The sequence below is a fragment of the Streptomyces sp. NPDC027672 genome (assembly GCF_055566335.1).
Map to the genome: position 1 here is coordinate 178620 of NZ_JBVHSO010000014.1, position 12749 is coordinate 191368.

Annotated in this window: 13 protein-coding genes; 6 read left to right on the plus strand and 7 right to left on the minus strand. The window is 72.7% G+C overall.

Translation table 11 applies throughout. From position 1 onward, the window contains the following. Window positions 1–5: 5 nt before the first annotated feature. Together ACZ4SV_RS29565 and ACZ4SV_RS29570 are read right to left on the minus strand one after the other, a co-directional pair. The gene (locus tag ACZ4SV_RS29565; protein ID WP_468007825.1) at window positions 6–698 is read right to left on the minus strand and encodes a 4'-phosphopantetheinyl transferase family protein; all 693 of its coding nucleotides are present in this window, start codon (window positions 696–698) and stop codon (window positions 6–8) included. 35 nt (window positions 699–733) lie between these two features. Further along, window positions 734–1660, minus strand: coding sequence for a ketoacyl-ACP synthase III family protein (locus ACZ4SV_RS29570; protein ID WP_468007827.1), 927 nt, complete (start codon window positions 1658–1660; stop codon window positions 734–736). 418 nt (window positions 1661–2078) lie between these two features. Between ACZ4SV_RS29570 and ACZ4SV_RS29575 the strand changes: the two genes are divergently transcribed. From ACZ4SV_RS29575 to ACZ4SV_RS29590, 4 genes are all read left to right on the plus strand, one after another. Then, window positions 2079–2348, plus strand: a complete 270-nt coding sequence (locus ACZ4SV_RS29575) for an acyl carrier protein (protein WP_365882253.1) — start codon at window positions 2079–2081, stop codon at window positions 2346–2348. A 7-nt stretch (window positions 2349–2355) separates the two neighbouring features. Beyond that, a complete protein-coding gene (locus ACZ4SV_RS29580) occupies window positions 2356–3567 on the plus strand; it encodes a beta-ketoacyl-[acyl-carrier-protein] synthase family protein (protein WP_468007830.1) in 1212 nt (403 codons plus the stop codon). 71 nt (window positions 3568–3638) lie between these two features. Beyond that, the gene (locus ACZ4SV_RS29585; RefSeq protein WP_468007832.1) at window positions 3639–4757 is read left to right on the plus strand and encodes a beta-ketoacyl synthase N-terminal-like domain-containing protein; all 1119 of its coding nucleotides are present in this window, start codon (window positions 3639–3641) and stop codon (window positions 4755–4757) included. A 226-nt stretch (window positions 4758–4983) separates the two neighbouring features. Then, window positions 4984–5619, plus strand: a complete 636-nt coding sequence (locus ACZ4SV_RS29590; RefSeq protein WP_397943890.1) for a TetR family transcriptional regulator — start codon at window positions 4984–4986, stop codon at window positions 5617–5619. A gap of 21 nt (window positions 5620–5640) precedes the next feature. Here the strand turns inward: ACZ4SV_RS29590 and ACZ4SV_RS29595 are convergent, their stop codons facing one another. From ACZ4SV_RS29595 to ACZ4SV_RS29605, 3 genes are all read right to left on the minus strand, one after another. Next, a complete protein-coding gene (locus ACZ4SV_RS29595) occupies window positions 5641–6411 on the minus strand; it encodes an SDR family NAD(P)-dependent oxidoreductase (protein WP_468007835.1) in 771 nt (256 codons plus the stop codon). An 87-nt stretch (window positions 6412–6498) separates the two neighbouring features. After that, on the minus strand, window positions 6499–7371 hold the full coding sequence (locus ACZ4SV_RS29600; protein ID WP_397981921.1) for an NAD(P)H-binding protein: 873 nt from the start codon (window positions 7369–7371) through the stop codon (window positions 6499–6501). Next, window positions 7368–7997, minus strand: coding sequence for a ScbR family autoregulator-binding transcription factor (locus ACZ4SV_RS29605; protein ID WP_468007837.1), 630 nt, complete (start codon window positions 7995–7997; stop codon window positions 7368–7370). Before ACZ4SV_RS29605 ends, ACZ4SV_RS29600 begins: the two co-directional genes overlap by 4 nt. Before the next feature lie 132 nt (window positions 7998–8129). Here ACZ4SV_RS29605 and ACZ4SV_RS29610 point away from each other — a divergent pair, with 132 nt between their 5' ends. Then, the gene (locus ACZ4SV_RS29610) at window positions 8130–9062 is read left to right on the plus strand and encodes a ScbA/BarX family gamma-butyrolactone biosynthesis protein (RefSeq protein ID WP_468007839.1); all 933 of its coding nucleotides are present in this window, start codon (window positions 8130–8132) and stop codon (window positions 9060–9062) included. 161 nt (window positions 9063–9223) lie between these two features. On the opposite strand, the gene ACZ4SV_RS29615 is transcribed toward ACZ4SV_RS29610, so the two are convergent. Both ACZ4SV_RS29615 and ACZ4SV_RS29620 read right to left on the minus strand, forming a co-directional pair. Then, window positions 9224–10081 (minus strand): SAM-dependent methyltransferase, encoded by an 858-nt coding sequence (locus tag ACZ4SV_RS29615; protein ID WP_365875024.1) that lies wholly within the window; start codon window positions 10079–10081, stop codon window positions 9224–9226. Window positions 10082–10347: 266 nt separating this feature from the next. Further along, window positions 10348–11853 (minus strand): MFS transporter, encoded by a 1506-nt coding sequence (locus ACZ4SV_RS29620; protein WP_365875022.1) that lies wholly within the window; start codon window positions 11851–11853, stop codon window positions 10348–10350. A 116-nt stretch (window positions 11854–11969) separates the two neighbouring features. Here ACZ4SV_RS29620 and ACZ4SV_RS29625 point away from each other — a divergent pair, with 116 nt between their 5' ends. Beyond that, window positions 11970–12590, plus strand: a complete 621-nt coding sequence (locus ACZ4SV_RS29625; protein WP_365875020.1) for a TetR/AcrR family transcriptional regulator — start codon at window positions 11970–11972, stop codon at window positions 12588–12590. Window positions 12591–12749 lie beyond the last annotated feature (159 nt).

The window sequence follows — 12749 nt, forward strand, 5'->3', positions numbered from 1 at the left end:
GTCTGTCACCCATCCTCTTGCAGCTGACCGGAGCGGCGCATCGAGACCGCGGCGACCAGCAGGCCGTCCCGTGCCATCCAGCGTCCGCTCCAGCGATCCGAGAGCGCGTCGCGGCCCCGCCCGGGCGAAGCCGACGTCCGCGCGTGGAACTCCCCGCTCAGGGGATTCACCTCGACCACGATCTCACCGAGTCCCAGCGACTGCCCGGTGACCGAGAACCAGGCCTTGAACAGGCTCTCCTTGGCGGTGAAGACCAGCCTCGCCCAGCTCACCTGCGGATACGCCGACTCGAACTCCGCCACCCAGGCGCGCTCCTGGGCGGTCGCGATGAGGTCCAGCATCTCGCGGTAGCGCAGCGGCCTGTTCACCTCCGCGTCGATGCCGATCGCGGCCACCTGGTCCGCCCGCGCGACGGCGGCCGCGTGGTACCCGGAGCAGTGCGTCATGCTGCCGACGACTCCGGCGGGCCACAGCGGTTCCCCGGCGGCACCCCGCAGGATCGGCGCGGCACCGACGCCCAGCCGGCGCAGGCCCTGCCGCGCGCAGTCGCGCACCGCGGCGAACTTCAGTCTCCGCTCACGCGACAGGGAAGAGGCCGCGGACCGCTCTTCGGGAAGAAGTCCCGTGTCGTCCGTGGCATGAAATACGTCGACGCCCACGATGGGATCGTCGAGCAGTTCTTCGATGATGTCCGCCACCCCCGTATTACGGTCGAATGCGCCCTGTCCATTCCTCAGAGTGCGGCGGACGCGCCGGCCGCCTCCACCAGCAGACAGGACCAGGTGAATCCCGCTCCCGCGCTGTAGACCAGAGCCAGCTCACCGGGCGCGAGGAGTTCCGCGTGTAACACATCGGCAATATTCGCGACGGCGTCACCGGAACCGAGGTGCCCGGTCTCCTGCCCGAAATTCTCGATCTTGGCCGGTACACAGGCCGACAGCACGGGAATCCAGTTCTCGGTGAGCAGCTTCGCACCGAACCGGGGCAATACGGCGTACCGCAGCCGCGGATCGTCCGGGCGCACCCCGGCGTCCCGCAGCGCGGCGCCCGTCACCTCCCGGATGGAGCGCTCGTTGACCGCGGCGAAGTTCCGGTCGCCGTGCTCGCGCAGGTAGGCGCGTTTGGTGGCGCGCATGTCCACGCGCTCGCGGTAGGCGTGCGGGGCCGTCCCGAAGGGGTCGGCGCCCCGGTGCATGCTCTCCAGCTCCGGGGCCGCGACCGTGGCCGCCGCGAGCAGCCGCAACGGGTCGTCCGGTCCGGCCGGACTGCGCAGCAGCACCGCGGTCGCCCCGTCGCCGTAGGCCACGCCGTAATCGCCCGACCAGCGGTCGAACCCGGGCTCGATGAAGCGGTCCGCCGTGGTGACCAGGCCCCGCTTCGGCCGGCCGGCGCCGGACGGGTCCGGCGTGCCGAGGTACGCCGCCATCAGTTCGACGGCCGCGGCGCCGCCGTTGCACACCTGCTGGAGGCCGAAGGGCATGGCGCGGCGGGCGCCGATCTCGTGGGCGATGTAGTGCGCGGGCGACCACAGGTCGTGCCCCTGGTAGTACATCCAGGCATGGCAGAGCGCGTCGAGCCCGCCGGCGTCGGCGTCCGCGGTCCCGAGGGCGTCGCGCGCGGCGAGCACCGCCATCTCGGGCGCCGCCACGGTGCGGGCCACGGGGAGCGCTCCGTGGCCCAGGCTCCGGGCGTCCCGCGCGCGCAGCCCGCGGCTTTCGACCGCGTCGGCCGCGTGAGAACGCTCCGCGGGCAGCCATACAGCGGCGGAAGTTATTCCTATTGACCCGGCGGGTTTCATTCCTGCACCAGTCTCCCCATAGCTGATAGAAATCAACTTCCGGCATTCTGCACGGCCCGGATAAAAGCTGGCTGGAAACCACATAAAAGAGGGGCGGATGCCGGGCCCTCCGGCAATTGGTGGCATCCTGCGTACCCTCTGCGATACACGCCGTGTCACTTTGGTGACGCTTGCCGCCAAACCGAAAACCCGGTTTCGTGGTCGTGGCCGCCAGTGGGCGACGACCACCTGGCCCGGGAATCGGCTCGGGTGAGATCAATTCGACCGGAGGATGAAGAAGATGAGCGACGCTCTTCAGGACGACCTGCGTGAGAAGGCCCGGCAGATCGTGGCCGACGTCCTGGAAGTGGACCCGGCCGAGCTGAGCGACACCAGCAGCTTCGCCGACGACTTCGACGCGGACTCGCTCCTCGTCATCGAGATGTACTCCCGGTTCGAGCGCGACCTGCACATCAAGGTGCCGCAGGAGGGCGTGGTCGAGCTGGACGACCTCACGGCGGTGTACGAGGTCCTCGGCCGGTACAGCACCGCGGGGGCCGTCAGTGCTTGATCAGGGCATGCGCCGGGTGGTCGTCACCGGCATCGGCGCGGTGAGCAGCCTGGGCATGGGCGCCCGGGACTTCATCGCCGGTATACGGGCCGGCCGCAGCGGCATCGGTCCGATCGGGCAGTTCGACGCCACCGGGTTCGAGCACGTGCTGGCCGGCGAGGTCCGCGACTTCAGCCCCGCGCAGTACCTGCGCCGGATCTCCCCCGGACAGTGGGGGCGCAGCAGCCAGTTCGCCGCCGCGGCGGCCCGGATGGCGGTCGAGGACGCGGGGGTCGGCACCGACGGGCTGCCGGCCCTGCGCACGGTGAGCTGCTTCGGCACCACGAACGGCGAGTCCCAGGTGCTGGAGGACCTGGGGGAACAGTGGGTCTCCCAGGGGCCGGCACACCTCGACACGCAGTTGATCGGCCAGGTCGACGCGGGCCGGATCTCCGCGGCGGTCAACGTCGAACTGGGGCTCACCGGCGAGGCGCTCACCCTGGGCACGGCCTGCGCGGCCGGCAACTACTCGGTGGGGTATGCCTTCGACCTGATCCGCACCGGTGAGGCGGACCTGGCGCTGTGCGGCGGGGCCGACGCGTCCAACCGGGCCACGCACGCCGGGTTCCACCGGCTCGGCGCGCTCGCGGCCGACGTGCCGAGGCCCTTCGACGAGCACCGCGACGGCATCGTCACCGCCGAAGGCGGCGCCGCCCTCCTGCTGGAGCCGCTCGACTCCGCGCTGCGACGGGGCGCGCGGATCTACGCGGAGGTCCTCGGGTACGGCCTGACGTGCGACGCGCACCACATGACGAACCCGCACGCGCCGTCCATCGCGGAATGCATCCGGCGTGCCCACCGCAACGCCGGGATCAAGCCGGAGGACGTGGACTACATCTGCGCCCACGGCACGGGCACCGAAGCGAACGACTCCACGGAGATCGCGGCCGTACGGGACGCCTTCGGCGGGCGGGTCCCGCCGATCAGCTCCATCAAGTCGGCGCTCGGGCACACCATGGGCGCGGCCGCCGCGTTCGGCGCCCTGGTGTCCTGCGCCGCCCTCCATGAAGGGTTCCTGCCCGCCAGCACCACCGTGCGCACCGTGGATCCCAAGCTGGGACCGGATGTCGACTGCGTGCCGGTGAAGCCGCGCAGCCAGCGGGTGCGCGTGGTGGAGAACCACGGGTTCGCCTTCGGCGGGAACAACGCCGTCACGATCTTCGGAGACATAGCCGCATGAGTTCCGTGTCAACGCACGACAGGCCCGCTCCGTCGCCGGCGGTCCAGGCCGCGCCGCCGTCCGTGACGCCCGTGGACATCGTCGGGTGCACCGTGTTCAGCGCGGCCGGCGAGGGCCTGGGCGCGCTCGCGGACGCGCTGCGCCGGGGCGTGCCCGCCGCGCAGGGTCCGGCCGACGAGGCCACGGCGGGCGACTTCCCGCCGGACCCGGCCGTCCTGTCCGTGCCCGGGTTCGCCCCGGCGGAGGTGCTGGGCCGCAAGGGGCTGAGCCGGCTGACCAGGACCGACCAGCTCGTGTCGGTGGCCTGTGCCAAGGCCCTCGGGGAGCCGGCGGAGCAGGCCGGCGGGATCGAGCCGGCGGACACCGGCATCGTGCTGGGCACCTCGGTCGGCAGCACCCGCCGGGTCGGCGACTTCATCCGGGACACCTTCGTCGAGGAGCGTCCCTACTTCGTCAACCCGTCCCATTTCCCGGGCATCCTGATGAACTCGGCCGCGGGCCGGGCGGCGATCCGGCTCGGGCTCACCGGGGTGAACGCGACGGTGTCCGGCGGTCCGCTGGCGGGTCTGCACGCCCTGCGCTACGCCCGCAACGCGCTGCTGGCCGGGCACGCCCGGCGGCTGCTCACCGGCGCCTTCGAGGAGCTGTCGCCGCAGCGCGCCTGGGCCTGGCACCGCTCGGCGGGGCTGGCCGCGGGCGTTCCGCTCGGCGAGGGCGGCGCGGTGCACGTCCTGCAGACCGCCGGCGCCTCCGCGCAGGAGCCGGAAGGCTCCCGTCCGCTGGCCCGGCTGCTGGCCTGCGAGGTGGGTTTCGCCGATCCCGCCCAGGGCCTCTCCGGCGTCTCCCGGCGGCTGGCCGACTGCGTGCGGACCGCGCTGGCCCGCAGCGGGGTCGCGCCGCACGACGTGGCGGTGGCGGTGCCCGGCGCGGCCGGGCGGCGCGGCTGGGCGCGGGTGGAGGAGAACGCCCTGCGCGAGGTCTTCGCCGGCCCCGCGACGCCGTACCGGCTGGCGGTCCAGCCGGTCCTGGGCGAGACGGACAGCGCCGCCGGCGCGCTCCAGCTGGCCGCGGTCCTGGCCCGCTGGCAGAACGGCGGGACGGACACCGGGCGGGAGCGTGCCGCCGTGCTCACGGCGGTCGGCCCCGAGGGCAGCGTGGGCTGCGCCGTCGTGGTCCGACCGGCCGGGTGAGCGCCGTAGCAGGGTGCCGGCCGTACGGACCCCCGGTCGGCGTGCCGGCGGGTCCGTACGGCCGGCTTCCGTCGTGGGTGCGTCCGCACATGTCCGAAACATTAAAGTAACTTTTTTTGTTTTTCGGCAGTTGTTTGGGCGGGATCGCGGCTAACCTACCCGGTGCTGAGGGCTTGCCCCTCTTCAGGTGTCGCGACGGAGCCGACGATGTCGACCAGGAAGGGACATGGCGAAGCAGGAGAGAGCCATCTGGACACGGCGTACCTTGCTGCGGGCGGCCGCCGGGGAGTTCGACCGCCATGGGTACACCGGCTCGTCACTCGCGCAGATCGCGCGGGCAGCGGACATCTCCATGGGCGCGCTGACCTTCCACTTCGCCTCGAAACGGGAGCTGGCCGACTCCGTCGTGGCGGAGGGCAACGCGGCGACCCGGGCGCTCGTCGACCGCCTGGCCCGCTACGACGGTCCCCCGGTGCAGTACGTGGCCTCGCTGACGCTCGCCCTGATCGACCTGCTGGAGCGGGACCCCGCGGTGCGGGCCGCCGCGCGGCTGGCCCGCGAGGACGACAGCTGCCCGCACCAGTGGCACGCCCTGTGGGCCCCGGTCGTCTGGGAGCGCCTGCGGCAGGCGCCCGGCGAGGTGCCGGCCGGCACGGACGTGTGGGCCCTGGCCGACCTGGCGGTCCACCTGGTCTCCGGGATCGAGGCGACCCTGCGCCACCCTCCCTGCACCGACGAGCGGCGCGACAGCGTCAAGCGTCTGGCGCGCATCTGGCGGCAGGTCGTACCCGGGATCACGCTGCCCGTGGACGCCGCCGACGACCTCTCGGACAGCGTTCCCGACGCGGCCTGCGCCGAGTGAGCGCCGGCGCGCGCCCGGCGCTCACACCGCGCTGCATCCGCCGTCCACCGGGACACCGGCCCCGGTGACGAAGGACGCCTGGTCGCTGCAGAGCCAGGCCGCCGCCCGCGCCACCTCCACCGGTTCGGCCAGGCGGCGCTGGATGGCCCGGGCGACGGAGGCCTCCTCCAGCCCCGGAATCCGCTCCATCGCCGTCTCCAGCAGCTCGGTGCGCGTACTGCCGACCATCAGGGCGTTGACCCGGACGCCCCGGTCGCCGTACTCCGCGGCGGCGGCCTTCGTCAGCCCCAGCACCGCGTGTTTGGCCGCGACGTAGGGCGCGATGGCACCGGTCGCGAAGGCCCCGGCGGTGCTGCACGTGTTGACGACGGCGCCGTGCCCCTGGCTCAGCATCACCGGGATCTGGTGCTTGAGGCAGTTCCACACGCCCTGCACGTTCACGTCCATGATCTGCCGGAAGACCGCGTCGTCCGTCTCGTGGAGCGGGGTGCCGACCGAGCCCCAGCCGGCGTTGTTGAACGCCGCGTCCAGCCGGCCGAACTCCTCGACGGTCCGCCCGACGGCCCGTCGGACGTCGTCCGGTACGGTCACGTCCCCCACGGCCACCAGGGCGCGGCCGCCCGCTGCGGTGATGTCACCGGCGAGCGCGCGCAGCCGCTCCTCGCGGCGTGCCATCAGCGTCACCGCGGCGCCCTCCTGCGCGAACAGCCGCGCCGCCGCCGCGCCGATGCCGCTGGAGGCTCCCGTGATCATCACGGTCTTGTCCCGAAGCAATCCCTGGGTCGCCGCCATGGCCGCCCCTCCCCTGTCGCCCTGTGCTCTCGTGCCCGCACGGGGCCGTCCCCGTCCGGTGTGCCGCGGCGCGCGCGGCGGGTCCGGTCACGCGAAGTCGGCGGCGTGGTCGGCGGCCCACTGCCGGTAGGTGGCCGGTTTCCGGCCCAGCAGCTCCTCGAGGTCGCTCCCGCCGTGCCGGGCGCCCGGGCCGCCGCGCCGTTCGGCCACGTCCAGCAGTGCCCGCGCGAGCGGTTCCGGCAGCCGTTCACGCCAGCGCGCCAGGGCCTGGCCGGCCGTCAGTTCCTCGAAGCGCAAGGGGCGTCGCAGCACCTCGGACAGGTGCCGGGTCTGCTCGCGCGGCGTCAGCTCCTCGGGGCCGGACAGCGCGTACGTCCGGGACGCGTGACCGGGCTCGGTGAGCGCCCGGACCGCCACCTCGGCCACGTCGCGCGGGTCGACACACGCCGTGGCCGCGTCCCCGCCCAGGCTCCTGACGACCGACTCCGCGCGGATCGAGGGCGCCCAGGCCAGCGTGTTGCTCATGGGCGAACGCATCCGCAGGACCGTCCACTCCAGGCCGGACTCGCGCAGCAGTGCCTCGCTGTCACGGTTCCAGCTCGCGATCAGGTCGGTGGCGTCCGGGTCGGCCACGGCGGTCCAGGACAGCTTCACCGCCCGGCGCACCCCCTGTTCCCGGGCGGCGGCCAGGATGCCGGCGTCGTCCTCGGGGCGCAGGGGGTTGGCGGTGACCACGAAGACGGCGTCCGCCCCGGCCAGCACCTCCGCGAGCCGGGAGCGGTCCCGGTAGTCCCCCGTGACGACGCCGTCCGGCAGGCCCAGGCGGGCCGCCTTGGCCTCGTCCCGGACCAGCAGCCGGGCCCGGCCCGGTGCGCCGAGGCGCCGGGCGACGTGCCGGCCGACCGCTCCCGTCGCGCCGGTCACCACGATCCTCGGGCCGTCGTCCGCCCACTGCCTCATGCCTTCACTCCTCGTTCTCTGCCGAACCGCATCCGGGCGGCCGCACTGGGCACGGCGACCGCGGGCAGCACGCACCGCCACAGTTCCTCGACGCGGTTCGGCAGGTCGCTGCGGGAGGTCTCCAGCTGGGCGTGCATCTGCGCCCCGGTGCAGGCGCTGACGATCAGCCGGGAGTACGCCTCCACGTCCACGCCCTGCTTCAGCTCCCGCCGGCTCTGCGCGTCCCGGAAGTCCCGCAGCAGGATGGACATCCACTGCTGGTGGGAGTTCTCGCTCTTGGGGATGAAGTGCTCCTGGTCCATGACCAGCCGGGCGCCGGCCTGGAGCAGGGGGTCGTCGAGCAGTTGGTAGGCCCAGGTCAGCGTGACGTCGATGGCGTGCTGGAGGCCGTAGGAGTCCTGCGGGGGCACCACCAGGTCCGGCTGGCCCTTGACGATCTCGCCGGCCAGCTCCTCCTTGGACTTGAAGTGGAAGTAGACGGCGCCCAGGGTCAGTCCGGCCCGCTCGGCGATCCGCGAGACGCTGGCACCGGCGAAACCGCACTCCGCGAACACCTCGGCCGCCGCGTACATGAGGGTGGCACGGGTACGCGCGGCCCTCTCCTGCTTCACCTCTCGCACCGCCATGCGCACCCCGTCGTTCAAAAGTCGTTCAAAACTAGTCAAGAAAAATACTATTCTTTATCTTAGTGCAGACGGAGGGGTGCTCCTATGCCCTTGCGGCCTAGTCACCACCCGACCAAGGGGGAGAGAAAGCGCATGACCCTCACCAATGCCCAACCCCGGGACGCCGCCGACGCGGCAGGCACCGGGAGCCTGGTACGCAAGTCCGTCGAGGAAGAGGCCCTGGTCACCGGCTGGCGCCCGCTCACCGAGGCGTCCCAGTTAGTCACCGCGCGCTGGCCGCGTGAGCACGGCTTCTACGTCGAGGGGGGACGGTACAGCTCGCTGCTGCTGACGGAGAGTCTGCGCCAGGCGCTCGCCCTGCTGACCCACACCGTCCACGACATACCGCTCACGCACCGCCTGGGCTGGGAGCAGATACGGTCCACGGTCGATCCCGGGGCGCTGTCCACCGGGTCGGGTGCCGGCGAGGTCGAACTGCTCATCACCCACCCGCAGGTCAGACGGCGCCGGCTGGGTTCCGTCCACCTCACCTCCCAGGTGGAGGCCACGCTCGCGGGCCGCCCGATAGGCACCGCTTCCCTGCGCTACAGCGCCCACCCGCCGGCGATCTACGACCGGCTGCGCGGCGAACACGCCGACGCGGCCCGCGCCTTCGCCCGCGCCCTGCCGCTCACGCCTCCCGTTCCGGCCGCCCTCGTGGGCCGCGGCGACGCCGGCAACGTGGTCCTGTCCCCCACCTCCGGGACGCACACCTGGCTGCTGCGGGTCGACACCTCGCACCGGGTGCTCTTCGACCACCCGCACGATCACATTCCCGGCATGGTGCTGCTGGAGGCCGCCAGCCAGGCCGCCCAACTGACCACGGCGGCGGGGGCGGTGGTCCCGGTGGTCCCGGTGGTCTTCGACACGACGTTCTACCGGTACGTCGAGTTCGACCAGCGCTGCCTGGTCACGGCCGAACCCGGCGTCCCGGAGGCCGACGGCCGCGTGTCCGTCGCGGTCAAGGCCCATCAGGGCGGGCACCTCGTCTTCGCCAGCACGGTGACGGTCCAGCCGCAGGTCTGAACAGCAGGCCGGGGCCGGACCCGGGACGGGCGCACCCCTGTCCCCGGTCCGGCCCCGGCCGTGGCCGCGGCGCCGCGACCGGGCCCGCCGGACAGGCGGACCGGGTCCGGGCCTGCCGCGCGGCCGCCCTCCGGGCAACGACGCGAATGATCAGTCAGGCCCTACCGCGCGGCGGCGGTCCGTGCGGCGATCAGTCCGTAGCCGACCTGCGGCAGCGCGCCGAACCGCTCGATGATGTCGGCGACTTCGGAGAGCTGCTGCCGGAACGCGCCGTCGTGGCCGTCGCCGGCCCGCCGGACGGTGTCCGCCGCGACGGCGTGGCTGCGGCGCACGTTCTCGCCGATGTCCAGCACCTCGGTCACCTCCAGGCCCGCGTCCCGCAGATGTCCGACGTAGTCGTCGGCGCTGCCGACCGGCGGGATCTGGAACAGTTCGCGGTTGGCCGCCACGATCTCGGCCTCGGCCTCGGTGAGTTCGCCCTCCACGTACGGGTTGGCCATCACGAGCATGCCGCCGGGCCGCAGCACCCGGGCGGCCTCGGCGATCGCCTTCGCCCGGTCGTCCATGTGCAGGAAGGACTCGATGGCGTAGACGGCGTCGAAGCGGCCGTCGGGGAAGGGCAGCGCCATGCCGTCGGCACACTCGAACGCCACCCGGCCCGGACCCTCCCCGACCTCGGGCCGGGCGAGGGCCAGCTCCACCTGCTGGGGGCTGATCGTGATACCGGTGACATGCACGTCGTAGGTGCCCGCCACATAGACCGCGGGGCGCCCGGTGCCGCAGCCGATGTCGAGGACGCGCATGCCGGGTGACAGGGCGAGGCGGTCGGCGACCATGCCGGTCAGGGCGTCGGTGGCCTCGGCGACCGAGCGGGTGTCGTCGTCCCCGTGCCAGTAGCCCAAGTGGATGTTTCCTCCCATCACTTCGGACAGCAGGGCGGACGAGTTGTCGTACATCCGCGCCACATCGTCCGGTGTGGGAGTCTGGTCCTCGTGTGACGCTCCCTGGTGATCCTGCATTCCGGCTCGTCCTTCCGCGTCGGATTCATGCCTCGGCCAGGCACCATCGAATGCCCCGGACGCTATGAAATACAGAGTTTTGCTGTCAACAGCGGGTGCTTACTCATTTGGTGACATTCCCGAGGCATTCCAGCCGCGGCGCATTCCCGGCAAGGTGTCCCACAGGCGCGGCAAAAACGCGCGCGGGAACGACGCTCCGCTCTTTCGCCCGCGCGGGCGGCGAAACGTCGTTCCCGGACAGCCGGGCCGGATCCTGTCCCGCGGGATCAGGCCACTTCGCTGGGCAGCTGGGCATCCTCGCGGGCCGGGGCCGTCGCGGCGGTGTTCCGGCGCGGCGGGACCAGGGCGGCGGCGATGGCCACCGCGCCGACGGCGCACACCGCGGCCGTCCCGTAGAGCGCGACGTGCAGCGCGTGGGTGAACCCGTCGGCCAGCACCCCGGAGGTGCCGCCGGACAGGTCGCCCGCGGCGACCTTCGCGGCCAGCTCCGGCGAGCCGACCCGGGTGCTGATCAGGCTGACCAGGACCGCGCCGTACACGGCGATGACGATGGCCTCGCTGCCGATGCGCATGGTGTTGAGGAACCCGGTGGCCATGCCGGCCTGCTCGGGCTCGACCAGGCTCATCGCCGCGCCGTCGCCCACGCCGAACGACACGCCGGCGCCCAGGCCGGTCATCAGCAGCGGGCCGGCGATCACGCCGAGGGAGCTGGAGGGGCCGATCACGGTGAGCCACGCGTTGCCGCCGGCGAACATCACCAGCGAGAACGTGATCAGCGCGCGGGGCGACACACCGCGGTTGACCAGGCTGCCGGCCAGCGGCGGGGCCAGCAGCACCGGCGCGGTCATCAGCAGCAGCACGGTTCCGGCGCGCTGGGCCGAGAAGCCGCTCGCGCCCACGAGATAGGTGGGCAGGTAGGTCAGCAGCGTCACGAAGCCGAAGGTCGACACCACGGGGACCATGCACAGCGCGAAGAACCGGCGGTTCTTCACCAGCGACAGGTCCAGCACCGGCGCGGCGGAGCGCGACTGCAGGTACACGAAGAACACCAGCAGCGCCACGCCGGCGACGAGCAGCCCGAGCACGCCGGGGCTCGCCCAGCCCCACTCCGGGCCCTGGACCGCGCCGAGGACGAGCAGGCCGAGGCCCGCGACGAACACCACGGCACCGGTGATGTCCAGCCGGGGGCGCTGCTCGGCCCGCGACTCGGCGACGAAGCCGACGCCGGCCAGCGCCACGACCACCAGCACGGCGTGCAGCCCGAACGTGGCACGCCAGCCGAGCGCGCCCACCAGCCAGCCGGACAGGGTGGGTCCGGCGGCGAGGCCGAGGCCGGCGGCGCTGCCGAGGGCGGCGAAGGCACGCGTGCGCGCGGGCCCGTCGAAGGTGGTGGCGAGGATCGCGCCACCGCTGGCGAACACGCCCGCCGCGCCGATGCCCGAGAAGGCGCGGGCGAGGTCGAGCAGGACGATGCCGGGCGCGGCGGCCGCGGCGACCGAGCCGACGGCGAACACCGTCGCGCCCGCCGCGAAGGCCCGGCGCCGGCCGATCAGGTCGGCGGCCGATCCGGTGACCAGCATGAACGAGGCGAACGTCAGGTTGTAGGCGTTCATCACCCACTGCAGGGGCGCACCCGCGGTGTGCAGGTCGTCACCGATGTCCGGCAGGGCGACGGCCGCTCCCGAGATGGACATCGGCACGGTGACGAAGGCCAGCAACACCACTGCCAGCGTGATCGCTGGGCGTGAGCGGCCCGTAGGAACGGTAGTCACGAGTTCAGGCTCCTTAGGAGGCGTTCAACAGCCGCGGTCGGCCACCAAGGCGACAGTGCCACCTAGTGGCACTAGCTGTCAAAGCGCAATCGCGGCCCGGTGGTAGGCTCGTGGACGTGAGTGATGATCTGCGCGACCTGCCACTGCGGGAACGGAAGAAGCTGCGCACGCGGCGGGCCCTGGCCGAGACCGCGCTGCGCCTGTTCACCGAGCAGGGGTACGACGCCACCACGCTCGACGACCTGTGCGACACGGTGGAGGTCTCCAAGCGCACCTTCTTCCGGACCTACCGGTCCAAGGAGGACGTCGCACTCGCCGCCGACAGCGACCTGTGGTCGGCGTACCTGGACTGCGTGGCCACCTCCCGGCTGGACGGTCCGCTGCTGGAGGCCCTCCGCACGGCCCTCGACACCACGCTGGGCGCCCTGGACCCGGACTGGGACCGCCGCTTCCTGGCCACCCGCGAGCTGTCGGAGGGCGTCCCCGCGCTCCAGTCGCACGGCCTCGGGTACTGCCAGGAGACGACGCGCGCCATCGTCGACACGGTGACCGAGCGGTCCGGCGCCGGCGTCGACGAGATCCGCCTCCGGCTCACCGTCGAGATCTTCGTGGCCGCCTGGCACACCGCCTCCCTGCACTGGACGGCCCAGGGCGGCCAGGGCGGCCGCGACGGTTTGATGAAACTGGTCGAGGAGACCTTCGCCCGGATCCCCGAAGCCCTCACCTGCCCCGCCTAGGGTTCGCACGCCCGCCCTACCCCTGCCCCGCCCCGCGATCTTCCGCCGGGCGGGGCACCGCTTTATGCACCCCTTTTCTCCCGGCACCGCCCGCATTTGTACCGCACGCCCCGGGAACCGGCCTCCCGCGTACCTCCTAGGAGGTAGCACCGCCTCGTT

Bases quoted from the DNA above. Each gene is read 5' to 3' on its own strand.
- ACZ4SV_RS29590 (WP_397943890.1), top strand. From the start codon at position 4,984: ATGGCGAAGCAGGAGAGAGCCATCTGGACACGGCGTACCTTGCTGCGG.
- ACZ4SV_RS29600 (WP_397981921.1), bottom strand. From the start codon at position 7,371: ATGAGGCAGTGGGCGGACGACGGCCCGAGGATCGTGGTGACCGGCGCG.
- ACZ4SV_RS29610 (WP_468007839.1), top strand. From the start codon at position 8,130: ATGACCCTCACCAATGCCCAACCCCGGGACGCCGCCGACGCGGCAGGC.
- ACZ4SV_RS29595 (WP_468007835.1), bottom strand. From the start codon at position 6,411: ATGGCGGCGACCCAGGGATTGCTTCGGGACAAGACCGTGATGATCACG.
- ACZ4SV_RS29615 (WP_365875024.1), bottom strand. From the start codon at position 10,081: ATGCAGGATCACCAGGGAGCGTCACACGAGGACCAGACTCCCACACCG.
- ACZ4SV_RS29580 (WP_468007830.1), top strand. From the start codon at position 2,356: ATGCGCCGGGTGGTCGTCACCGGCATCGGCGCGGTGAGCAGCCTGGGC.
- ACZ4SV_RS29575 (WP_365882253.1), top strand. From the start codon at position 2,079: ATGAGCGACGCTCTTCAGGACGACCTGCGTGAGAAGGCCCGGCAGATC.
- ACZ4SV_RS29605 (WP_468007837.1), bottom strand. From the start codon at position 7,997: ATGGCGGTGCGAGAGGTGAAGCAGGAGAGGGCCGCGCGTACCCGTGCC.